This is a genomic window from Bacillus sp. JJ1773 (genome assembly GCF_036962035.1).
Lineage (GTDB): Bacteria > Bacillota > Bacilli > Bacillales > Cytobacillaceae > Cytobacillus.
In genome coordinates, this window is the sequence record NZ_JBALNX010000019.1 from 15,606 (window position 1) to 38,378 (window position 22,773).

Annotated in this window: 20 protein-coding genes; 14 read left to right on the forward strand and 6 right to left on the reverse strand. The window is 37.7% G+C overall.

Annotation, left to right across the window (positions count from 1 at the left end; genetic code table 11):
- Positions 1–100: 100 nt before the first annotated feature.
- Positions 101–598, reverse strand: a complete 498-nt coding sequence (locus tag V7127_RS04325; protein WP_335483872.1) for a GNAT family N-acetyltransferase — start codon at positions 596–598, stop codon at positions 101–103.
- A 130-nt stretch (positions 599–728) separates the two neighbouring features.
- On the opposite strand from V7127_RS04325, the gene cls reads away from it, so the two are divergent.
- From cls to V7127_RS04365, 8 genes are all read left to right on the forward strand, one after another.
- Entirely contained in the window at positions 729–2,240 is a 1,512-nt protein-coding gene (gene cls / locus V7127_RS04330) for a cardiolipin synthase (protein ID WP_335483875.1), read from the forward strand.
- A gap of 115 nt (positions 2,241–2,355) precedes the next feature.
- Positions 2,356–3,282 carry an alpha/beta fold hydrolase gene (locus V7127_RS04335; protein ID WP_335483877.1) on the forward strand — a complete coding sequence of 309 codons (927 nt, stop codon included), beginning with the start codon at positions 2,356–2,358 and terminating at the stop codon, positions 3,280–3,282.
- A gap of 48 nt (positions 3,283–3,330) precedes the next feature.
- Complete coding sequence (locus V7127_RS04340; RefSeq protein ID WP_335483878.1) at positions 3,331–4,722, forward strand: TldD/PmbA family protein; 1,392 nt, start codon at positions 3,331–3,333, stop codon at positions 4,720–4,722.
- A gap of 2 nt (positions 4,723–4,724) precedes the next feature.
- Positions 4,725–6,083 carry a TldD/PmbA family protein gene (locus tag V7127_RS04345; protein WP_335483880.1) on the forward strand — a complete coding sequence of 453 codons (1,359 nt, stop codon included), beginning with the start codon at positions 4,725–4,727 and terminating at the stop codon, positions 6,081–6,083.
- Between the two features lie 39 nt (positions 6,084–6,122).
- Positions 6,123–6,662: a GNAT family N-acetyltransferase gene (locus V7127_RS04350; protein ID WP_335483882.1), complete on the forward strand. Its 540-nt coding sequence runs from the start codon at positions 6,123–6,125 to the stop codon at positions 6,660–6,662.
- A gap of 217 nt (positions 6,663–6,879) precedes the next feature.
- On the forward strand, positions 6,880–7,203 hold the full coding sequence (locus tag V7127_RS04355) for a hypothetical protein (protein WP_335346763.1): 324 nt from the start codon (positions 6,880–6,882) through the stop codon (positions 7,201–7,203).
- Positions 7,204–7,390: 187 nt separating this feature from the next.
- Positions 7,391–7,723 carry a hypothetical protein gene (locus V7127_RS04360; protein WP_335346764.1) on the forward strand — a complete coding sequence of 111 codons (333 nt, stop codon included), beginning with the start codon at positions 7,391–7,393 and terminating at the stop codon, positions 7,721–7,723.
- A gap of 8 nt (positions 7,724–7,731) precedes the next feature.
- On the forward strand, positions 7,732–8,160 hold the full coding sequence (locus tag V7127_RS04365; protein WP_335483884.1) for a hypothetical protein: 429 nt from the start codon (positions 7,732–7,734) through the stop codon (positions 8,158–8,160).
- A gap of 83 nt (positions 8,161–8,243) precedes the next feature.
- On the opposite strand, the gene V7127_RS04370 is transcribed toward V7127_RS04365, so the two are convergent.
- The gene (locus tag V7127_RS04370; RefSeq protein ID WP_335346766.1) at positions 8,244–8,885 is read right to left on the reverse strand and encodes a Bax inhibitor-1/YccA family protein; all 642 of its coding nucleotides are present in this window, start codon (positions 8,883–8,885) and stop codon (positions 8,244–8,246) included.
- Positions 8,886–8,953: 68 nt separating this feature from the next.
- Positions 8,954–9,322: a large-conductance mechanosensitive channel protein MscL gene (gene mscL, locus V7127_RS04375; RefSeq protein ID WP_335346767.1), complete on the reverse strand. Its 369-nt coding sequence runs from the start codon at positions 9,320–9,322 to the stop codon at positions 8,954–8,956.
- Positions 9,323–9,600: 278 nt separating this feature from the next.
- Here mscL and V7127_RS04380 point away from each other — a divergent pair, with 278 nt between their 5' ends.
- Positions 9,601–10,752 (forward strand): hypothetical protein, encoded by a 1,152-nt coding sequence (locus V7127_RS04380; RefSeq protein ID WP_335483886.1) that lies wholly within the window; start codon positions 9,601–9,603, stop codon positions 10,750–10,752.
- Between the two features lie 323 nt (positions 10,753–11,075).
- Here V7127_RS04380 and V7127_RS04385 read toward each other — a convergent pair whose 3' ends face one another.
- The 3 genes from V7127_RS04385 to V7127_RS04395 form a co-directional block, all read right to left on the reverse strand.
- Positions 11,076–12,308 carry an aminopeptidase gene (locus V7127_RS04385; RefSeq protein WP_335483888.1) on the reverse strand — a complete coding sequence of 411 codons (1,233 nt, stop codon included), beginning with the start codon at positions 12,306–12,308 and terminating at the stop codon, positions 11,076–11,078.
- A gap of 92 nt (positions 12,309–12,400) precedes the next feature.
- A complete protein-coding gene (locus V7127_RS04390; protein WP_335483890.1) occupies positions 12,401–13,681 on the reverse strand; it encodes an MDR family MFS transporter in 1,281 nt (426 codons plus the stop codon).
- 448 nt (positions 13,682–14,129) lie between these two features.
- Positions 14,130–15,839: a sigma-54 interaction domain-containing protein gene (locus V7127_RS04395; RefSeq protein WP_335354068.1), complete on the reverse strand. Its 1,710-nt coding sequence runs from the start codon at positions 15,837–15,839 to the stop codon at positions 14,130–14,132.
- A 374-nt stretch (positions 15,840–16,213) separates the two neighbouring features.
- Between V7127_RS04395 and hutU the strand changes: the two genes are divergently transcribed.
- The 5 genes from hutU to V7127_RS04420 all read left to right on the forward strand — a co-directional run bounded on the left by hutU (position 16,214) and on the right by V7127_RS04420 (position 22,729).
- Positions 16,214–17,935, forward strand: coding sequence for a urocanate hydratase (gene hutU / locus V7127_RS04400; protein ID WP_335483892.1), 1,722 nt, complete (start codon positions 16,214–16,216; stop codon positions 17,933–17,935).
- A gap of 673 nt (positions 17,936–18,608) precedes the next feature.
- Complete coding sequence (locus V7127_RS04405; RefSeq protein WP_335483894.1) at positions 18,609–19,439, forward strand: basic amino acid ABC transporter substrate-binding protein; 831 nt, start codon at positions 18,609–18,611, stop codon at positions 19,437–19,439.
- A 71-nt stretch (positions 19,440–19,510) separates the two neighbouring features.
- The gene (locus V7127_RS04410; RefSeq protein WP_335347543.1) at positions 19,511–20,167 is read left to right on the forward strand and encodes an amino acid ABC transporter permease; all 657 of its coding nucleotides are present in this window, start codon (positions 19,511–19,513) and stop codon (positions 20,165–20,167) included.
- On the forward strand, positions 20,164–20,886 hold the full coding sequence (locus V7127_RS04415) for an amino acid ABC transporter ATP-binding protein (protein WP_335347544.1): 723 nt from the start codon (positions 20,164–20,166) through the stop codon (positions 20,884–20,886). The genes V7127_RS04410 and V7127_RS04415 overlap by 4 nt, the downstream gene beginning before the upstream one ends.
- Positions 20,887–21,565: 679 nt before the next feature.
- Entirely contained in the window at positions 21,566–22,729 is a 1,164-nt protein-coding gene (locus V7127_RS04420; RefSeq protein WP_335354813.1) for an ABC transporter substrate-binding protein, read from the forward strand.
- Positions 22,730–22,773: the final 44 nt, after the last annotated feature.

The window sequence follows — 22,773 nt, forward strand, 5'->3', positions numbered from 1 at the left end:
GAGAATTCACGAATAACGGAAACCTGAATCTCCATTTGATGCAAATCATTCATTGGATATGCACTTAAAGAACATCACCAAATTTTTTTATTAATAACTATCATAAATACAACACCATATGCTCCTCATCGAAATACACATTTCCGATTTTTAACGCTTTTTTATCCCTTCCAAATGTTTCGAAACCAAAAGAATGGTATAGTTTTTTTGCAGGTTCATTTGTCGCCTCAACCGTTAAATAAATTTGTTCGATCTCGTTTAATTCTTTCGCCTTTTCTATTGCCGCAGATATTAATTGTTTTCCAATGCCCATTTTACGCTTTTCAGTAGAAACATACATTGCGAAAATATTTGCCCGGTGTTTAAGTTTCAACTTGGATTCATTAAACAACGTCACCGAACCGATTAAAGCATCATCCTCAAATGCACCGAAAGTTAAGGAATCCCCTGATTGAAATCTTTCTCCATATACTTCAGCAGGACGGTCTTTCTCTTCTTCATAGCTGGAAGCAAAGGCGGACGGATGATCTTTTAATGCAATTAATCTTAAATCACGATAAGCAACAGCATCATCTGGATTTAAAAGTCTAATATTCATAACTTCACCTCGTGGACTCTAATTCTAATTAGTGTACAATAATCCCAAGTTTTTTCATATTTAATTTTGGGTAAATAGGAAATAATAGGCATACAGTTTTTACTACTTATGAGTCATGGAGAACGATGAGATGAGAAAGCGCCGGTTGGAGTTTTTAATTGCTTTTGTTTTAATACTTTCCCTATATATGATCCTTTTCGGCCATTACGGCTTGGAAGTCAAAGCCGTGATTTCAATGTTATATTTTTCAGCGCTCGCGATTAGTATATTTTCCTTAATGCTAGAGAATCGATCTCCTCAGCATACCCTTTTATGGGTATACGTTTTAATTTTTTTCCCTGTTTTAGGATATCTATTTTATTTATTTTCCGGACAGCTTTATTTAAAAGGATATCTTTTTAAAAGTAAGCGAAAAAGGGATCGGGATGAGTGGAAGAAGCTTTTGCAGCAGGAATCTTCCCCTGATTTTTCATTTTTACAAGACACTCAGCATTCTTTTTTAAAGTATGCAAGCAATGCTTCTCCTACTCCGATAAGTACAGCTTCACGAGCAATGATATTAAAAGATGGAGAAGAAACATTTTCCGAAATTAAGGAAAAATTGAGTGAAGCGGAAGTTTTTATTCATATGGAATACTATATATACCGATCCGACCGTCTTGGTAAGGAAATTATTCAAATCCTTATTGAAAAGGCGCGAAAAAACGTAGAGGTTTTGTTTATGGTCGATGCAGTCGGGAGCAGAAAAATGGATGCTGAAGATATACAGGCTATGCAGAAGGCCGGGATAAAAGTAAAGTCATTTTCCCCATTAAAGTACGGATTTTTTAATCAAAAGATTAATTTTCGCAATCATCGTAAGATCATTGTGATCGATGGAAAGGTTGGCTTTGTAGGCGGTTTGAATGTTGGTGTAGAGTATCTTGGTGAGGATAAAACGATCGGATTTTGGCGTGATACTCATATGCTGCTTATAGGGGAGGCTGTGTATTCCCTTCATACAGTCTTTTTACTTGATTGGGAATATGTCAGTGGGGAAAAGCTTCTTGGGAAATATACGTCATATAAATCAAAAATAGAAGAGGATGTCCTGGATGGTGCGGTACAAATTGTAGCGAGTGGTCCAGACACTCAGCAGGGGCTAATGAGTGATTTTTATTTTTCCATGATTTCCTCAGCTACTAAGTCGATCTGGATAGCGAGCCCCTATTTTGTACCTGATGAAGCCATTCGGACTGCATTAAGAGTTGCTGCTGGAAAAGGAATAGAGGTTCGAATCATGGTTCCGGAAATTAATGATGGTTTTCTAACCCAATATGCAAGCAGATCCTATTTCCCTGAGCTGCTTCGTTTTGGGGCAGAAATATATTCTTATAAGAAAGGATTTTTGCACCAGAAAATTATTATTATTGATGGCAATCTTGCTTCGCTGGGAACGGCAAATATGGACATGCGCAGTTTTCACTTGAATTTTGAAGTCAATGTATTCCTGTATGGCACAAGCTCCATCCGGGAACTCGTAGCCCATTACGAAGAAGATATGGAATATAGCGAAAAAATCAGTCCTGTTCAATATTTCAAAAGAGGTTTTGTTGAAAGATCGAAGGAGTCATTTGCAAGACTGTTTTCAGGGGTTTTATAAATTGGAGCTGCTTAGACAGCTTCTATTTTTTTGAAAAAAATTTAAAAATCCCACTTGAACCTCTCGTTACGTGATCTTTTACAATGAAGGTAACAACGATAAAGGGGATAGGAAAATGGAAGAGAGAGTATTTCGGTTAATAGATGGGCGCAAATTAGGTTATATCGAATACGGTAAAGCGGAAGGAATTCCAGTGATGGCTTTTCATGGAACTCCCGGGTCCAAAATATGGTTTAGAGATGATAGTGAGATAACAAAAGCCGGGCTGAGACTCATCGCAACAGACAGACCTGGCTTTGGAACATCCGATCCGAAGAAAAATCGGAGCCTGCTTGACTGGGCATTTGATGTCGGGGAATTAGCGGATGAACTTGGTCTTGATCGTTTTTCAGTTTTAGGTGTGTCAGGTGGAGGAGCTTTTGCGGCCGCTTGTGCATACCAAATACCTGAACGATTAAATCATGTTTCCATGATTTCAAGCGTAGCCCCTTTTGACAATGGAAAACCGCCAAAAAGTATGGTGAAGGAGAATCGAATTGCGTTTATCTTAAGTAAACATGTACCTTGGTTAGTCAACTATTCTTATAAAATGCAAAAGAAGATGATGGGGCAGAAACCGGAAAAATTTATGATTTCAATGAAAAAAGGAAATAAACATTTAGGCGAATGGGACCGCCAATTCATTCAAACGGATGATCAGATTAAGGATATGATGGCACACTTAATGGGGGCTCTTCAAGTAAGAACAGACGGGGCAGTTGATGAAGTCAAATTGCTGTCAAGGCCATGGGGATTTCAATTAAGTGATATACAAATCCCGGTTCATATTTGGCACGGGGAGGGTGACCGGATGGCTCCTTTTGATGAGATAAGGAAAGTGTCGCAAGCGATACCTGAAGCTGTTTCTCACTTTGTGCCTGAAGCGGGACATTTCTTGGCAGATGATGAAACGGTCTGGGAGGATATTGTCAAACAAATCAAAGCAGATCACGAAGATATCGAAACCCACAATAGTAGTAAAAATAGGAAAAAACTAGTATAATATTATTGTTTGATGGTTTTGAATAGTCTGATCAAAAGGGGGAGTTTCATGCTTTCAACATCTGTCATTGAGGATGTCCTTGCCGCTGCGCTTGCAACCGGCGGTGATTTCTCTGAAGTGTTTGTCGAGGACCGATATACGAATAACCTGACCCTTCAGAGCGGCAAAATTGAAAATAGTTTGTCAGGCAGGGATTTTGGGATTGGAATCCGGGTTTTTAAAGGTTTACAAAGTGTCTATACGTATACAACCGATGCATCAAAGGAAGGATTGTTAAAAGCAGCTAGAAATGCAGCCCATGCTATTACTGGAAATGAGATTATCCAGCCACAGACTCTTGTTAAAGAGATTATTAAGTGCGGACATCCAATTGAAATAAATCCGAAAGATACCGAAAAATTCCGCAAAGCGGATGTGATGAAAAAGGCTTATGAAATAGCAAAAAACTATCACTCTAGTATTCAGCAGGTATTAATTCGTTATATAGACGAAGAGCAAAATGTACTGATTGCAAATAGTGAAGGGAAATTGGTTGAGGATAAGAGAGTGAGGAGCAGATTGGCGATCCAATCCATTGCCTCTGACGGCAGCCAAATTCAGCCTGGCTTCTACGGTCCGGGTGCTCACAAGGGATTTGAGTTTTTTGAAAATCTAAATCTTGAGCATTATGCGAGGGAAGCCTCTCGGATCGCTGTGACAATGCTAGGTGCCGAACCATGTCCAAGTGGGAAGTTCCCGGTTATTATTGATAATGAATTTGGCGGGGTTATTTTTCATGAAGCTTGCGGACATGGACTTGAGGCTACATCTGTTGCGAAGAATAACTCTGTTTTTGCGAATCGGATAGGCGAAAAAGTTGCTTCAGATGTCGTTACATATATTGATGACGGCACACTAGAGAACGAGTGGGGATCGATTACAATCGATGATGAAGGTGAAAAAGTGCGAAAAAATGTCCTCATTGAAAATGGGATATTAAAAGGTTATTTGATTGATAAATTTAACAGCCGAAGAATGGGCATGCCATCAACGGGTTCTGGCAGAAGACAATCCTACCGCTTTGCTCCGACTTCCAGAATGACGAATACTTATATTGCGGAAGGCAAATCCACTCCAGAAGAGATTATCGCCAATACGGAGCATGGAATTTATGCTAAATATATGGGGGGCGGTTCCGTTAATCCAGCAACCGGGGACTATAATTTTGCGGTAATGGAAGCATATACGGTGAAAGATGGTAAGCTAGGCAAACCGCTTAAAGGGGCTACATTAATTGGAAACGGTGCCGAGACATTAAAGCTGGTCGACATGGTCGGCAATAATTTAGCTCATGGTGCAGGAATGTGCGGCTCTTTAAGCGGAAGCATCCCAGTGAATGTTGGCCAGCCAATGGTTCGGGTAAGTGAAATGACGGTTGGCGGCAGTAAGGAGGCTGAGTAAGGATGATGATCCAGGATTTTAAGCAAAAGCTTTATTCACTCGGTGAGCAGCATGGTTTTTCTGATATGGAGCTTTATTATGAAAAAGAGGAGAAATTCAGTTGCAGTTTGTTCAAAGGCGAGCTGGATTCCTATGAAAGCTCTGAGATAGCTGGCGTCTCCTTTCGGGGAATAATTGATGGGAAAACAGGCAGCGCGTTCACCGAAAAGCTTGATGAGGAATCCTTATTATTTTTAGTAGAAAGCGCCAAGGAAAATGCCCTAATTTCTGAGGAAGAAACAAAGGAAGAGATATTTGCTGGAAGCGACTCTTACTATGAAGGAAGTTTTTATTCAAATGAACTGGAGAAAGTAACTATTCCAGAAAAAGTAGAACTACTAAAGAAAATCGAAAAGCATATTTATGCCTATGATGAAAGAGTGACAGGGACGAATTATTTTATGCTGGAAAGTGCAGATTCAGAGAGAACCATCATAAATAGCAAGGGTCTAGAACTGAAGGAAAGGCTTAACCATATTGGTCTGTTTATTTCTGTTGTTGTGAAGCAGGGGGATGAAATTAAAACAGGTTTATATATAAACGTGACAAGGGATTTCTCCTCTTTAGTTCCTGAAGAAATTGCCAAGTATGCTGTTGAAGAGGCTCTTTCACAGTTAAATGCGCAAACGGCAGTTAGTAAACGCTATCCCGTAATATTACGAAACACCGCAGCAGGAAGTCTCCTGCAAACCTTTTCGCCGATTTTTTCTGCTGAAAATGCACAAAAGGGCCAGTCTCTTTTAAAAGAAAAGGTTGGAGAAGCCATTGCGGTTCCTGCATTACAAATTGTAGATGATCCATTTCTTGAAAACGGGTTATTCAGCAAAACCTTCGACAGTGAAGGAATGGCAACAGCTAAAAAGGATATAGTCAAAGATGGAAGACTTGTTACACTTCTTCACAATCGGAAAACAGCAGAGAAAGCAAATGTCGAGTCAACGGGGAATGCCTATAAATCTTCCTATAAAGGATCTTTAGCTGTTTCCCCAACGAATTTCTATATTACCCCTGGCCATAAAAGTTTAGATGAGCTAACTTCATCCTTAAAGGAAGGCATCATCATAACGGATTTGGAAGGGCTGCATTCTGGGGCAGACTCAGTTTCAGGTGATTTTTCTTTAGCTGCCAAAGGGTATTATATTAAGGATGGCGAGATTCAGTTCGCTGTCAAACAGATGACAATCGCGGGGAATTTCTATGAGCTATTAAACAGCATTGAACAAATTGGATCTGATCTTGACTTTTCATTCTCCTTTGTCGCTCCAGGCTATATCGGTTCGCCATCCTTATTAATTAAGGAGCTGGCTGTCACAGTAGAATAATAGTCGTTAAGAAACTCTTGAATAAAGGTGTGTACGAGTATGGAGCTTTTAGACGGAAAACGAATCATTTTACGCTCTTTAACCCTGGATGATGCGGAAAAGATTGAAGAGTATGCAAGTGATTACGAGATAGCGAAAACGACTTTATATATTCCGCATCCGTATCCGAAGGGCTCTGCAAGGGATTTTATTGCCAAGGTTCTGAAGACAGAACAAGAGGGGGAAGCTGTCACTTTTGCCATTATCAGCAAGAAGGATCATAGTTTTATAGGCCTCATTAGTATTGGTCCAGTAATGGAGCATCGCCGCGGAGAGCTTGGCTATTGGGTTGGCAAGCCATTTTGGGGGAAAGGGTATGGAACGGAAGCAGCGAGACTGGTCATTAAATACGGTTTTGAAATATTAAACCTGAATCGTATTTATGCAGCTGCATTTAAAAGCAATCCTGGTTCGTGGATAATTATGGAAAAATGCGGAATGAAGCACGAGGGAGTTTTCCGGAATCATGTTGTTAAAGACGGAAAGGCCATTGATTTAACTTATTATAGTATTTTAAAAGAGGAGTACATGAATTACTAATCACAAGTTTTTGGAAATTAAATAAAATCATGGATTTACTCAAAAATTTATCATTATTAAACTTAAAAAAATTTTTAATAATTATCTCTCATAGGTTTTTCCTGTGGGAGATATTTTTATGAATAAATGGGTAAAAAACCTTGGTGATTAGTCTATTCATGATAGTTGTACACGAATATATTGTTTATTAAGTACACCGAAGGGAGATGAAGGTAGAATGACTAGATCTTTTGATGATAATGGAAACCAAGATTTTTTTAGGAGTTCAAACAGAGGGAATCGTCGAAACACAAATGTTGATGTGGATGTAGACTTTGACACAGATATTGATAATAGGTTAAGAAATAGGTCAAATTCTGAAGCTGAAGCAGATGTTCGTAACACTGATAAAAATACGAATATTGCTCGAAGCTTAATCACAAATTCAGGAAATTCGAGAGTTGACATTACACTGAATAGCAGAAGCAACGCTCGTGTTCGGTCAGAACAAGAACAGGAAAATGATCAAGACCAAGATATTAATGTAGATATAGATGATTAATGTATAAATAATTCTAACTCCACTCAATAGTTTATTAACAGTATAAATTGCTTTTTTAGCAGTGAAAATTATTATTTTACTGCTAAAAATCTTTTTGTCTGTACTCAGATAGTTAGGCGTGTATGAAAGGGGTATTTTTACACGCCTACCATAAAAATTTAATAAGATCAGAAAGGTGGGAGTTAATATGAGGAGAAGGAGACGGAAATCCCATTTTGACAATGATAACTTTGTGAGCGCGGGAGGAAACCGCAGAAACAATACAAACACAGATGTAGATCTAGATGTGGATTCTGATTTCGAAACCGAATTACGTAATAGATCAGAGTCTGAAGCAGATGCTAATGTTAAAAATACGGATAAAAACACAAATGTGGCTCGAAGTACAATCCATAATTCTGGTAACTCTAGAGTCGACATTAGATTAAACAGCAAAAGTAATGCACGTGTAAGATCAGATCAGGAGCAGGATAACGACCAAAATCAAAATACTGATATAGATGCTGATTTTGATTTCTAATATAAAAGGTGGGATTATTAAGTCCCGCCTTTATTAGGATAGGTGATGGTATGAGTTCAAGAAGGCCAGCAAATAAATATATTTCCCGTTTCATGAATTCAAACGAAGAAAATGACATAGAGATAAATAACATTGAAGAAAATAGGAATAGTGCTGAAGCACGATCAAAAGAACAAAATACAATTAAAATAAACAACGAGAGTAAAAATTCGATTGGGCAAAGTGGAAACTCAGATGTGGATTTGCAGGTAGATGTTCATGTTGATACGACTGCTATAGGGTTTGCAATACTTTGTTCATTACTAGCAACCAAACAAATGAGCAATTTAGAATTTGAGCAAGCGGTAAAAAGGCTGGAAGAAATCACTAAGAAAAAGGATATTATTTTCACGGATTCAAACAATCTTTCAAATGTTAAAATTTTTAAAAAACGATAAAATAGAGTGGATCATAACTTCCACTCTATTTTTCTATGTGTTTATATTGATTAATTTAGTACAAACACAGCCAGTATAAGAATTTAGTCTCTGCTTCCAAGAATACCGAAAATACGCAGTATATTAATGAATAAGTTAATAAAATCAAGATATAAGTTAAGAGCCATTAATGGAACTTCCTCAGCCGTTACACCGTATCTTTTCATACGATTAAAGTCAAAAAGAACATATCCGCTAAATACAAGCACACCAATGAATGAGAAAGCAAGCATTCCTGTTGAGCTAAGCGGCCAAAAAATATTAAAGATCGAAATGGCGATCAATGCAAACAAAGCAGCCATCAGCATACCGCCCAGGAAGGTCAGATCACGCTTTGTTGTTGAAGCATAAATCGCTAAGCCTGTAAAAACGGTAGTTGTTGTCGCTAATGCAAGCAAAACCGGGTTCGGGCCGATTGTTGCAAGATAGTGAGAAATAATCGGGTAGGTTGTCATTCCCGAAATAAATGTAAAGGCGAATAGGAACGAATAAGACATAGCCTTTTTTCGGCGTATTATAAATGCAAAAAGGAGCATTCCTATTTCAAGAATAATGAGCGGCAAAAACATAGCCGGTGGTACAAAAACTCCCGCCATTGTGCCAATAAAGGCAATTCCTAATGAAATCGCAAATGTTCTTAAGACAGCAGGAAGATGACTATGGTTTGCTGTTTGTTGCATATACATGATGCTTCACCCCATAAATTTTTTCTTAATAATTATACGTTTGTCCTTTATAAGGGTTTCAAAAAAAATTATTTTTCTTTTAATAAATCCCTAATTTCCGTTAGAAGAACTTCCTTCTTATCGACTGCCGGCTTCGATTCCTCCTGCTTTTTAAATCGTTTGTTGATGATTCTGACGAAAATAAAAATCGAAAACGCAATAATAAGGAAATCTAAAATAGTCTGAGTAAAAGCCCCAACCCTTACTTCAGCCGTTCCAACTGTAATAACAAGCTGCTTTGTCAAATCAACCCCACCCACAAGCAGCCCTACTAGCGGCATAATAATATCTTCCACGAGGGAGGAAACAATTTTTCCGAAAGCAGCCCCGATTATGACCCCGACTGCAAGATCTAACACATTCCCTTTTAATGCGAATTTCTTAAATTCATTCAGCATAGCTTGAAAAACACCTTTCTCTTACAAAATTAACGTTAATTATACTATGCTCGTTAGGCAAATCACCAGTTATGAAAGCATTATTTTTATCCTAAGACAGAGGATAGGTAGGGGTTAGCCGATGAGGGGAGTTTTTCGAAAAATGGGTATATTGGGAGATTTGTAGAATGGCGAGCGATTTGTTACACTTTTAACATACAAAAAGAGTTTGTCATTTTTTTAATGAAAAAATAACACTTGTTTATACAAATTTTGCTTTTATTTACAGGGAGATTTTAATGAAAAATTATCTATATATACTTTCTTTCTTGATGTTATCAGGACTATTAGCAGCATGCTCGAATGAAACAAATGCTATAAATACTACAGGGAATACACAAATTAAATCTTCAGCTGTACAAACATCTGTTGATAAGATGAAGACAAAGGACATAGCTTGGTTAAAGGAAAAAGCGCTTTACCAGTTTGAAGCGACAGAAGGGTCAAACGATTATTCGGTGTTTCTTTATGCTGAGGATGAGCACAATGTAATAAAAGAGGAGAACGGTTCAGGCGGGAAAAATCAACTATTCACCGGAATGTATTTCTTTTATCTAGCAGACAAGGATTCATCAGTAGCATATAAACAGATAGCCCTAGGCAATGGGGCCCCTTTCAAATTTAATCCATCTTTAAACCAGGCCTATTCTATAAAGTTAGGGAAAACTGCGGTCTTTATTGCACTTCATCCAAGTGAACAACGTACTTTTAATCCATATTTATATGCCATAAAAGATGGAGAGATTGTGAAGGTTGCTCCTGAAGAAGGACTTGATGAAATTACGGGAACGGAAATAAAGACGATTAATCAAAAATATTTGCAAACTGCTCATTTACAGGAAAATAACGTTTGGAAGTTTGTGACATGGGAGTTTAATGAAGAAACATTGGAAATCAGCAAAAAAGATGAATCTGCATTTGATGAAAAGTCAAAGAATTTAAGCGAGCAATGGTATAAACGATGGAGTGAAAAGAGAGAGTTATACTATCCCTTCCATAACATAGAGCTTAGCCATGATATGGTTGAAAAAGCGAAGCAAGGAATCCCTTTAGGAAGTCCGTATCCAATCGGAACGAATATTGCTAACATCAAGAAATCCGAGCCTAATTTTATGGAGGAAGGGATTATGGAAGGTACACCCTATTTGATGTACCCGGAAATTACCTATTTTTATGATAGTGCAACTGGTTCGGTAACAGCCGTCTCCATTCCCGGCGAGCGTGTGAAAACAACTTTAGAAGAGATTAAGAAATTACTTGGAGATCCGGAGCAAGAGGGGATCAATGCGGATAAGGAGATTCGCGCTGTCTACAATGCAGATAAATATGTTGTAGAGGTTTTGTCTGATGAGAATGGTATGGTGAAAAATATCTATTTATCAAAAAAATAAACATAGCAAAGGCTGCTATTGTCTAGCTTCAGCGCCTAGCCCCGAAGTACAGGACGTACTAGTGTCGACAATGCAACAGGACAAGGAACGCTTCGGAAGCGTAATCATCGCACGACCAAAAGCTGAGCTTTTGGGAGGACGTTGCGTTTTTGTCGACCTCGAGGTCATAAGCCAAGCCGTCAAGAAGGTTAAAGTACAACCTTCCTGCCGGCTTGGCTTATGCTTGTCGGACTTGCACAGGATGTGCCGACATCGGCGTTCGCCACAGGACGTGGCGGTTTTTAGTCGATGTTCATCTGATCAAGGCTCTTCCGCTTTTCTTTTTAGAATGCCCAATCCCCATTGCGGAAGACAGGCTCTGTTTTTCCGTCTGCTGTAATGCCGTCAATGTCCATTTCGGCCGATCCAATCATGAAGTCGACATGTGTTAGGCTATCATTGAGACCATGTTCCTTTAACTCATCACTAGACATTTGCTTTCCGCCTTCTAAACAGAATGCATAGGCACTGCCGATTGCAAGATGGTTTGATGCGTTTTCATCGAACAAAGTATTATAGAAAAGCAGATTAGATTGAGAAATTGGTGAATTAAAAGGAACGAGCGCCACTTCACCAAGATAATGTGAGCCATCATCTGTTTCGACAAGCTGTTTAAGAATTTCTTCACCTTTCTCTGCCTTAACATCAACAATACGGCCATTTTCAAATGTTAATGAAAATTGATCGATAATATTTCCGCCATAGCTTAATGGCATTGTACTGGATACCGTTCCATTAACACCAGTTCTATGAGGCACAGTAAATACCTCTTCAGTTGGCATATTGGCCATGAATTCATGACCCTTTTCATTGATGCTGCCGGCCCCACACCAAAGGTGCTTTTCAGGAAGCTCGATCGTTAAATCAGTTCCAGGTGCTTTATAGTGCAGCTTTTTATAGCGTTTACTGTTCAAATAATCTACTTTCTCGTGCAGTGTTTCATCATGCTTCTTCCAAGCTTCCACCGGATTTTCTAAATCTGTACGTGTAGCTTTAAAAATCGCATCCCACAATAATTGTACTCTTTTTTCTGCAGGTGCATCAGGGAATACCATATCGGCCCAAGCAGGAGACGGGGCTGCGATAACGGTCCAGCTGACTTTATCCGCCATTACCAACTTTCTGTAATTAGAAAGTGCTTTCCCCGCAGCTTTTTGAAAATTACCGATTCTCTCGGATTTAACACCCTTTAGTAAGTCGGGGCTTGCTGAAACGATGGACATAAAGGCAGCGCCGTTCTTTGCCAATTCTTCAAGTTCCTTCGCACGCCATTCTGGATATTCATTGAAAGCCTCATCAGGTGCGAGCTCATATTTCGTACGAGATACAATATCGTCATTCCAATTCACAACTACATTATAAGCACCGGCCTCGTATGCATTCTTTACGATAAGTCGAACTAACTCAGCTGAATCGAGGGCTGTATTGATGACAAGAGTTTGCCCATTTTGAATATTAACGCCAACCTTTACAGCAAGCTCTGCATATTTTTCTAAATTCGTTTGAAAGTCACTCATTATATAATCTCCTTTACCAAAATCTTCTTTATAATTGTAACTTTTTTGTTTGGAAAAAGAAACTTTGAAGAAATAAAAAACAAAAAGGAATCCTAGACAGATCCCTTTTTGGCAACTACTGTATTTGGTTTTTCAGAAATGGAAAACATGAGCCAGTAAAGCACAGCACTTAAAACCGCAAGGCCAGCTAAAATTGAAAACGTCCAGTCATACCCAATCCACACAGTCAAGGGAATGGAAATGGGTGCAATCGTTTTGCCGAATGTAAACCGCAGGCTTGCAGCCGCAAAATATTGCCCGCGCATATGCTCAGGAGCGATTTTTGAAACGAAGCTTTGCTGAATGCCTACTGTCATTAGCTCACCGAATGTAAAGAGTGCCATTGCAATGATTAAACCCCAAATCCAAGTCGTTTGTCCAAACATGAAAATGGCTACTGCATACGTAAGGGAGGAAATCACAAATACATTTCTTTCCTTATATTTAATCATGATTTTCGTGACAGCTACAGTAAATAAGGCTACGAGAAAACCATTTTCAGATAAAAGAATGCCGAAAGCTTGCTCACCACTGACCGTAAAGGCCCAATCACCGAATTTCAACAGTGTTTGGTTGTTTATAAACTCGCTCGTATAAATCGGAATTAATAAATCCAGCTGCATAAATGTTTGTGCCGCCAGAACACCTGCTATGATAAATAGAAGGAAGACTTTATCCTTAAAAATGATCCCATAATCCTTCATCTGCTTGATTAAAAAGGAATACCATTTATCATTTTCATTAACTATATGGGACTGTTTGGGCATAGTTTCTCTCGTCATTTTTGCTAAAATACAAGCTAAAATAATACAGATGATGCCCGCAATTAATAGAAGCTCGAAACGGTATTTCGTGTAAAAAATGGCTCCCAACACAGGTCCGATCACAACTGCAATATTAATAGAGGTATAGAAAATCGCAAATACATGGCTGCGATGCTTTTCCTCCACAACATCTGCAACCATTGCCTGACTTGCCGGCCAATAAAATGAACTGAAAATGCCAACAAAGGCAAAGCAAATAAATCCTAGCCATGGCGAATTCAGCCATGGGGAATCGGCTAGCGCAAAGACTAGAAAGCTAAGGCCCTGTCCGAATGCTGATAAAACCATCATCGTTTTTCTTCCAAAACGATCCGCGCAATACCCGCCCATTAAATTGGCTAAAACGGAAAATACTTGAGAAAAAATAAGCAGCAATCCCGCTTTATCCTTCCCAAATTCACCTGCAAAGTAAATCGTCAAAAAAGGGAAGAACATCCAAAAAGTGATGTTAATTGCCGCTTCTCCAAATAATCGTACTTTTAGATTTGAATCCCAATCTCTTATTCTCATGCTGTATCCTCGATTTCCCTTCAGAATAACTAAATAATATTACCATTTTATTGAAGGATATACAAGAATATCTTATTTTTAACAGCTGTGAAGAGTAAATTATTATTGTGGAAATAAAAACCCTATGCTAGGCATAGGGTTCCAAAAGCTTTCAGCATGGTATTAATAAACTCCTGTTTATTGCCAATAAATTTTGGTTACCCAACCAAAATTTCAAACATACGGAGGAGTCTTAATGTAAAAAGAAACTAATAGTTTAGCAGATACAACTTGGAACTGTAAGTTTTTCAAATTTTCTCAAGGCTGTTTGAACATCCTTGAAACCTGGAACTTCCATTAATCAGATATAGATATCTGAATATTAGTTCTTACACTTTTTAACACTTAGGAGCCCAAAAATTGGAGGATTCAATGATGCCATTGACAATCTAATCTGTCCCTCTTTCTTTTATCGTGGCTTTTCAAGTCCATACTTTTTAATATGGTATTGAAGACTTTGACGGGTAATGCCAAGTTTCCTAGCGGCCTTAGAGATATTCCAATCTGTTTGTTCTAAGGTTGTTTGGATAAAATGCTCTTTGGAATTGGCAAAAATCGATTTCATCGGCTTTTTCTCTAATTCCTTCATTTCAATAGATTTATTTTTTTTATTGGAAAAGATTTTCCGTCTTATGTAAGTTGGCAGGTGATCTATTTCAATTGCCTTGTCGGCTTCGGAAACACGAATAATGAGATTCTCTATTAAATGCTCAAGCTCTCTAGTATTTCCCGGCCAATGATATTGAAGAAGAGTTGTCATCAATGATTTCGAGATTTTTGGCACTATCTTATTGAACTTTTCCTGATAGGATTCTAGGAAATATTCAATAAAGAAGTGAATATCCTCTGTCCGTTCCCGTAATGGAGGGATGTACAAGCTTGTTCGTGCAATACGGTAAAATAAGTCAAGTCTCATTTTTTCTTCAGTTATAAGCTTTTCCGGATCTTCGTTCGAGGCACTGATGACAGTACATTGAACAGGTGAAACATCATTTGAGCCAACTCGTCTGACTAATCGTTCCTGCAAAACGCGCATTAGCTTCGATTGCAATGTCATAGGCATCGAGTTAATCTCATCTAAAAATAATGTCCCGTCCTTTGCATGCTCGAAAAGACCAATTTGATTAGTGGCACCTGTAAATGCCCCTTTAACAGTACCAAATAGGGTGCTCTCCAAAAGGTTTTCCGGAATGGCTGCACAGTTAATCGCGATAAATGGACTGTTAGCTCTTGAGCTATGATTATGAATACTTTGGGCAAACAGTTCTTTTCCTGTTCCTGTTTCCCCGACAATTAAGACATCCGTATTATGAATCGCAATGTTCTGTGCTTCCTGAATTAGATTTTTTAAGGAAAGGCTATTGCCCTTAATGTTTTCAAATGTGTAGGTAGTGCCATTTTTTGAGTCTTGACCATTCTTTTCTGTGAAGGCGATCTTCCGCTTTTGCTCAATTGTTTGGTAAAGCATATCTTTAAGTCTAGTCTCATTCGTGCTAATAGAGTATACCGCGATGGTTTCTCCATCCTTTTGAATGGGAAAAGTACTATAGTTCACATACTTCGGGACCCCATTAATAGTTGAATGCGCCCTGTATCTTGAAAATATCGGCTTTCCGGTTTTAAAAGTATGTTTATGTTCGGAATTTTGCGGATTATAGTTATAAACTGACCATAAATGCTTGCCAATAATCTCATTCCGATTTAATCCTTCCATTTTTTCTTGAGCGAGATTGTATAAAATAATTTCTCCATTTTGATTGCTCATCATAACCCCTTCACCAAGAGATTCTATAATTTTTTCCAAGCAAAACAATCTCATTTTTGGATTGGCTAATAAGTCAGAAATGTCCTCAAAACAAAGAATGATATAGTGAACATCTGCAGAGAAGGTTTTCACTTCAACGGAAAATTTCTTTTGAGAAAATGAAACTGTGAATGTTTCATTTTCCACAAAGCGTACATGCTCACATGGGAGGAGTTCAGCAATATGAGTGCCCTCAGCAACCTCAAATGAACTAATCTGATTCATGTCCTGCCAAACAACTTCGTAGTTTTCATTTAGAATCATGACGCCATCTGAATAGCCCTTCATTAATTTACAAATAGATTCTGCAATCAAAACTTTCCCTCCTGACTTTGCTAACTATGAAAATACATATTTTTAATATAACATTAATTATGAATTTTTTAAATAATCTGCATGCAGTATTTATCTGCATGCTTTAAATTTGTAACGGCTTACACTTCATTGTGTCTAATGAAACTGCTAAATATTTCTAATGCCAATTTTATCTGCAGGACCTACCAAGATATTATTTAAGAAATTTAATAATTACATTATTCATAAAGAAAAATATTAAATAAAATTGTTGATATATAAGGACTAATTAACTAATTTCTTGAAAAATTCACTAGTTTAATAAATTTGGCACGTTCTTTGCAATATCTATTAATGAGTTTCAGAAATTAATATTAATCTAGGGGGAAATATACATGTCACAACCAGAAATCTTATATTCCGTTAAAGCACAAAGAGGGCCGGAGCTTCGCTGTAAAGGATGGAGACAGGAATCCATTCTGCGGATGCTGGAAAATAATATGGAAAACGCTGAAAAGCCAGAAGAACTTGTCATCTATGGTGGGATTGGGAAAGCCGCCCGTAACTGGGAATCTTACCATGCGATTGTTAAATCTTTGAAAGAGCTTGAAGATGATGAAACATTAGTTGTGCAATCAGGTATGCCTGTTGCGGTATTTAAAACACATAAATATGCCCCAACAGTTGTCATGGCAACGACAAACATTATGAAGGCAGATTGGCCAACATTCTACGATTTACAAGATAAAAACTTAACGATGTATGCGAACTATACGGCTGCACCTTGGGAATACATAGGGACACAGGGCGTTATCCAAGGCACATTCGAAACATTATCAGCTATTGCACGTCTATACTATAGTGATTCACTTGTTGGAAAAATCCTTTTAACAGCTGGTGCTGGCGGAATGGGCGGAAACCAAACAAGAGCGATGACCATGCATGGCGGAGTAGCGATTCTATGTGACTCAAACGTAGAAATCATTAAGCGTCGTATTGAAAAGAAATTTATTGATGTTTTAGCCGATTCATTGGATGAGGCGATTGTAATGGCAAAGCAGGCGGCTGCTGAAGGCAAGCCACTAGGTATTGCGGTAGTTGGAAACGCTGCAGATATTTTCGAAGAGGTACTTGAAAAAGGCTGGTTGCCAGATATCTCAACTTCTATGACGCCAGGTCACGATCCAATTTCTTACTTACCTGCAGGCTACACAGTAGAAGAAGCAGAAAAGCTTCGTGATACCGACCGTACCCTTTACTTAGAAAAAGCACGCGAAACGATGATCCGTGAATTGAAAGCGCTAATCAAATTTATGGACTTAGGCGTTCACTCTTTTGAATATGGTACAAGTCACCGTAAAGAATGTGTCGATGCCGGTTTTGATCCGAAGGAAGCGAAACGTCTTCCAGGCTTCGTAGCGGAATACATTCGTCCATTGTTCTGCGAAGGCCGCGGACCTTTCCGCTGGGTATGCTTATCCGGAGATCCAGAAGATTTAAGAAAAATTGATGAAATGATTTTAGAAAAATTTGCAGATGACTACCTAGTAACTCGCTGGATTAAGCTTGCGATGAAGCATATTCCAATTGAAGCACTTCCAGCTCGTATTTGTTATATGGGCTTTGGTCAAAGAAAAGCATTTGCATTAGAAGTTAACGATATGATTCGTCGCGGCGAGCTTTCTGGACCAGTTGCATTCTCTCGTGACAACTTAGATTCAGGCTCCATTGTGAACCCAACATTTGAATCTGAAAACATGAAGGATGGCTCTGATTTAATCTCTGACTGGCCAGTATTGAATGGACTTCTTAATGCAGTTGGCATGTGTGACCTGATCGCACTTCAAGCGAACTACTCAATGGGTGAAGCCGTTCACACAGGAGTAACAATGATCGCAGACGGAACAGCCGAGTCTGACATGAGACTTGAAGTAGCGATGACAGTTGACTCTGGAATTGGAGTTGTCCGTCATGCACAGGCTGGCTATGAAATCGCTCAAGACGTAGCCAATGGAAAAGGAAAATTAACGAAGGAAAGCATCAAAATCCCATTATGGTGGTCACCAAAAGCAACATTCGGACCAAAGGATTTAGAAAAAGAAGAAGTTAAGTCGTAAAAGACGTATACAAACTTAAATATGATCATTTAATAAATAGCCTGCTTTTCCTCTTTTAGGGAAAGCGGCTTTTTAGTGGGGATTGCTGCTGGAGATATCAATACGGAAATGCCACAAGTTGGGATTGTTGGCTCACTTAGTGCTGAATTACTAATTGGTGTCTTTTTATATACCAAATTTTCTCTGGTACAATACGCAAAAAATATCTGCGTTTTTTATAAGAAAGTTATTGATCACTAAAAAACATAAATATTATATAAATGAATGTGTTCCTTTAGACAATTAACTTTTCAAAAAAATATAAACTCCCTTAAGCTCCAACTATTAATGACAAATATGCATAAAACATCTGCATATTATGATAGCTTGATAAATTAAAGTTTCATAGGGATGCAATTCATAAATAGTATTATTTAGCTAAAAATATCTGCGAATTATTTAACAGAATTGATTGAATAAATACAATATTTAGTATAGTCTAGTTTTTAGAAGTCCTTTAGTATTAGAAATATATAGAATTAGTTATTTTGGCACAATCCTTGCAAAAGATTATTTGATTAGAAAAAAATTATGGAGAGGGGATTGAGATTTTTCCAAAACCTGAAAGGAAATTGCTTCCAAGACTTAACGTGAATAAAATGAACTGCTTTTTAAAATTAAAGGGGGCATTAAAATGAAAAGGTTTACACTTTTAGCTATTGTAATGGTTTTCTCTCTTATTCTATCAGCTTGCGGTACGAGCCAAAAGACTTCAGAGGACAGCGGTGATAGTGCAGCTTCAGGTGAAGGTAAGAAAAAACTTAAAATCGCAACAGAGGCAAACTATGCGCCATTTGTATTTTTAGATAAAGGTGAAATGAAAGGCTTTGACGTTGACTTTATGAATGCAGTTGCTAAGGAAGCAGGCTATGAATTTGAAATGGTTAATGTTGGCTGGGATCCTCTATTTGTCGAGGTAAAAGACAAGCTTTCGGATATGGGGATTTGTGCGATTACAATTAATGATGTGCGATCAGAAACATATGATTTTTCAGTACCATACTATTTATCAACGAATGAGATTCTAGTTCCAGAGGGCAGTGATATTAAGAGTGCGGCTGACTTAAAGAATGACAAGGTAGTGGCAGTTCTTGGAGGAACGACTGGGGAAGCGGCAGTTGAGAAAATACTAGGCTTAAACAATAAAAACATTAAAAAGTTTGATAATAATAATTTAGCGATTTTGGAATTAACGAGTGGCGGTGCAGATGCAGTTGTTGCCGATAATGCAGTAGTTCAGGCTTATGCCCAAAATAATCCAAACGATAAGCTAAATGTTATTAGCGATAAAGAAGGCTTTGAAAATGAATTTTACGGCCTCATGTTTCCAAAAGGCAGTGAATTAAAAGCAGACTTTGATGTGGCTGTTACTGAAGTCTTGAAAAATGGAACTTATTCTGAGATTTATAAGAAATGGTTCGGAGTTGAACCAGATGTAGAGACCATTTTAGCTCAGCAAAAATAAATAATTAAATCAGAATTGCGTAACGCAGAAAGGAAAGTTACGCAATTTTGATTTACATAGGGGGAAGGGCAATGGATTTCAGGATTGACATCTTAGTAGAATATATTCCTTTCTTTGTAAAGGGGACATTATTAACGATTGGTTTGTCAATTGTAGGTATTATATTTGGAACCATTCTTGGTTTATTTATCGGCTTAGGGAAAATGGTGAAAAATAAGCCGCTTGCATTTATTTTTAATTGTTACATAATATTTTTCCGCGGAACTCCTTTATTTGTTCAAATATTATTAATTCATTTCGGGATCGTACCATTATTTATTGGGCATACGAATGGGATTGTGGCTAGTATTATTGCACTCTCCTTAATTGCAGGTGCCTATATTGCAGAAATTTTTCGTGCTGGTATTCAGTCCATTGATAGAGGACAAATGGAAGCAGCTCGTTCTCTAGGCATGTCCCATGTTCAAGCAATGAAACATGTCATATTGCCTCAAGCCTTCAAACGAATGATCCCTCCTCTTGGGAATGAGTTCATTGTCCTTATTAAAGAGTCCTCCCTCGCAGCAATCGTGGCGACACCTGAACTTATGTACTATGGACGAGCATTAGCAAGTCAAACTTTCCGTGTGTGGGAGCCTTATCTTACAGCTGCGCTCATTTACCTTGTGTTAACAACAACATTAGGCTTCTTATTGAATAAACTTGAAAGAAGGTTGACAACAGAATGATTCAAGTGAAGAACTTAAAAAAAACATTCGGACAAAATGAAGTTTTAAAAGATATTAGTGCTTCTATACAACCACAGGAAGTTGTCGTTGTGATTGGTCCATCAGGATCAGGAAAATCTACATTCTTAAGATGTATTAATTTGCTTGAATCGATAACAGGCGGTCATATTACGATTGAGGGAGTTGATATAACCGATAAAAAAACAGATATTAATAAAGTAAGAACCGAAGTCGGAATGGTTTTTCAGCAATTTAATTTATTTCCGCATAAAACGGTCATTCAAAATATCATGCTTGCTCCAATGCAAGTGAGAAAAATTTCTGCAGAGGAAGCTAAGAAAACAGGTCTTGAGCTCCTGAAAAAAGTCGGACTTGAGGAAAAAGCAGATGTCTATCCAGATTCATTATCAGGCGGGCAAAAGCAGAGGGTTGCGATTGCAAGAGCTTTAGCGATGAAGCCAAAAATCATGCTTTTCGATGAGCCGACCTCAGCACTTGATCCGGAAATGGTTGGAGAAGTGCTTGAAGTAATGAAACAATTGGCTAAAGAAGGAATGACAATGGTCGTTGTAACGCATGAAATGGGATTTGCCCGAGAAGTGGGAGATCGTGTTTTATTTATGGATGGGGGTGTCATTGTAGAAGAAAATGCCCCGAAAGAAATTTTTGAAAACCCGCAGCATGAAAGAACGAAAGCTTTTTTAAGCAAAGTGTTATAAGAATAAAAACATCGGCCGAGCAGGTCGATGTTTTTATTTGCAAAAATGGATAACATATTTGCTCATGCAAAATCTGTCTGCACAGCATAGATGGAATTGTTTTCATGACATTTAACGTTTCTTTGTTTAAATTTTCGAAAATATCGCAAAATTTATCTGCACATTATGAGTGTTTCCGATTAAATGAATCATCCAAAAATACACTAATTAATATTAAAAAAGCAAAATCCATCTGCACTATTTATGTATTATTTTGTAAAAATTGTGGAATATTTCGTCTGCACAAGATCAGATTATCCATTATAATTTGAGATTTTGAATAAATAGTTTCTTTGGCACACTTCTTGCAAAATATTAATTGATTCGAAAAAATGATGAGAGGGGATTAGTTTCATTTCTAAACAGATTCTCGTAAGAATGATCAATTGAAAAATCGTAGATTGAAAGAGTTGTTATTAAAGTAAGCGCTATCTTGTAGAACCTTCCCTCTAATTGCTTTTTTGAATAAAGATTTAGAAGTTACCTAGGTAAAATTCTACTACTAAACTAGAGTTTACATCGTAGGAAACGTCAGAATAATAGTTTATGCCACTAAAAGGAAGTAAAATTTTTTACAACATGAGAAACTCCAAGTCCTATTTACTGATAACTCAATAAAAATTATCTGGGGTGAGATTGCATGAAAAAAATGCTCTATCTATTATTATTAGTTTTTTCTTTAATATTATCAGCTTGTAGTTCAGAAAATACAGATGGAAAGGAAGGCTCTACCGATTCAAAAAAGAATACCCAAGATGTTATAAAAATTGGTTGGTTTGGACCATTAACAGGACCAACATCAACTGACGGGCAAATAAGTTTAAATGCTTCACAACTAGCTGTAGATCAAATTAATGAAAATGGTGGAATTAATGGACAAAAGGTAGAAATAATTTCTGTTGACGACCAAGGTAAGCCGCAAGAAGCCGCAAAAGGTGTTCAAAAGTTAATAAATAGTGATAAGGTAGCTGCCGTTATTAGCGGGGCTTATTCAGGTCCAACTTTAGCAGCGGCGTCTCTGGCACAAAAAGAAGGCGTACCAATGATTGTTTCATATGCGAAACATCCGGAAGCTACAAAGGGCGGGGACTACGTTTCTAGAATGATCTATACCTCCAATGTACAAGCAAAAGCTCTTGCTGATTATGCAGTTAATGAAGAAAAATTAAAAACCTTTGGTATTGTGTATATGAATATTGATTATGGAACCGAAAGCCAGGTCGCTTTAGAGAAAGAAATAAGTGAACTAGGCGGAAAAGTTTTAGTAAGTAAACAATTTAATATGGGTGATACTGATTTTAATTCAGCGTTATCTGCTATAAAGGAACAAAAACCTGATGCTTTATTTGTTGTAGCCTACTACAATGAGGGATCTTCCATCGTAAGCCAAGCAAAACAAATGGGCCTAGAATCTAGAATAATCGGCATTGATGGGTTGGATGCACCAAAATTTCTCGAATTAGCTGGTGATCATGCTGAAGGAACTGTCATTACTACCTCATTCTATACGGCAGATGAGAGAGAAGTTGTTCAAAACTTTGTTAAAGCCTATAAGGAAAAATTCAATACCGATTTAAGTATTACAGCTTCCCAAAGCTATGATGCGGTATTAACGATAAAGGATGCAATTGAACGTTCAAGTACTGATAGAGAGGAAATTGCTAAAGCAATTAATTCAACTAAAGATTTAGAAGGCACCTCCGGAAATATTACAATTGATGAAAATCATGAAGTCGTTAAGCCAATTGTATTCATGAAAGTTGAAAATGGAGAATTTAAATACCTACATTCAAAAACATATTAATTTTATAAGTGGAGATAAAAGGGATTCAATTTATTATTGTATCC

What these genes read in the sequence shown, in the direction of transcription:
- V7127_RS04325 (WP_335483872.1), bottom strand. Translation starts at nt 598, where the DNA reads ATGAATATTAGACTTTTAAATCCAGATGATGCTGTTGCTTATCGTGAT.
- cls (WP_335483875.1), top strand. Translation starts at nt 729, where the DNA reads ATGAGAAAGCGCCGGTTGGAGTTTTTAATTGCTTTTGTTTTAATACTT.
- V7127_RS04335 (WP_335483877.1), top strand. Translation starts at nt 2,356, where the DNA reads ATGGAAGAGAGAGTATTTCGGTTAATAGATGGGCGCAAATTAGGTTAT.
- V7127_RS04340 (WP_335483878.1), top strand. Translation starts at nt 3,331, where the DNA reads ATGCTTTCAACATCTGTCATTGAGGATGTCCTTGCCGCTGCGCTTGCA.
- V7127_RS04345 (WP_335483880.1), top strand. Translation starts at nt 4,725, where the DNA reads ATGATGATCCAGGATTTTAAGCAAAAGCTTTATTCACTCGGTGAGCAG.
- V7127_RS04350 (WP_335483882.1), top strand. Translation starts at nt 6,123, where the DNA reads ATGGAGCTTTTAGACGGAAAACGAATCATTTTACGCTCTTTAACCCTG.
- V7127_RS04355 (WP_335346763.1), top strand. Translation starts at nt 6,880, where the DNA reads ATGACTAGATCTTTTGATGATAATGGAAACCAAGATTTTTTTAGGAGT.
- V7127_RS04360 (WP_335346764.1), top strand. Translation starts at nt 7,391, where the DNA reads ATGAGGAGAAGGAGACGGAAATCCCATTTTGACAATGATAACTTTGTG.
- V7127_RS04370 (WP_335346766.1), bottom strand. Translation starts at nt 8,885, where the DNA reads ATGTATATGCAACAAACAGCAAACCATAGTCATCTTCCTGCTGTCTTA.
- mscL (WP_335346767.1), bottom strand. Translation starts at nt 9,322, where the DNA reads ATGCTGAATGAATTTAAGAAATTCGCATTAAAAGGGAATGTGTTAGAT.
- V7127_RS04380 (WP_335483886.1), top strand. Translation starts at nt 9,601, where the DNA reads ATGAAAAATTATCTATATATACTTTCTTTCTTGATGTTATCAGGACTA.
- V7127_RS04385 (WP_335483888.1), bottom strand. Translation starts at nt 12,308, where the DNA reads ATGAGTGACTTTCAAACGAATTTAGAAAAATATGCAGAGCTTGCTGTA.
- V7127_RS04390 (WP_335483890.1), bottom strand. Translation starts at nt 13,681, where the DNA reads ATGAGAATAAGAGATTGGGATTCAAATCTAAAAGTACGATTATTTGGA.
- hutU (WP_335483892.1), top strand. Translation starts at nt 16,214, where the DNA reads ATGTCACAACCAGAAATCTTATATTCCGTTAAAGCACAAAGAGGGCCG.
- V7127_RS04405 (WP_335483894.1), top strand. Translation starts at nt 18,609, where the DNA reads ATGAAAAGGTTTACACTTTTAGCTATTGTAATGGTTTTCTCTCTTATT.
- V7127_RS04410 (WP_335347543.1), top strand. Translation starts at nt 19,511, where the DNA reads ATGGATTTCAGGATTGACATCTTAGTAGAATATATTCCTTTCTTTGTA.
- V7127_RS04415 (WP_335347544.1), top strand. Translation starts at nt 20,164, where the DNA reads ATGATTCAAGTGAAGAACTTAAAAAAAACATTCGGACAAAATGAAGTT.
- V7127_RS04420 (WP_335354813.1), top strand. Translation starts at nt 21,566, where the DNA reads ATGAAAAAAATGCTCTATCTATTATTATTAGTTTTTTCTTTAATATTA.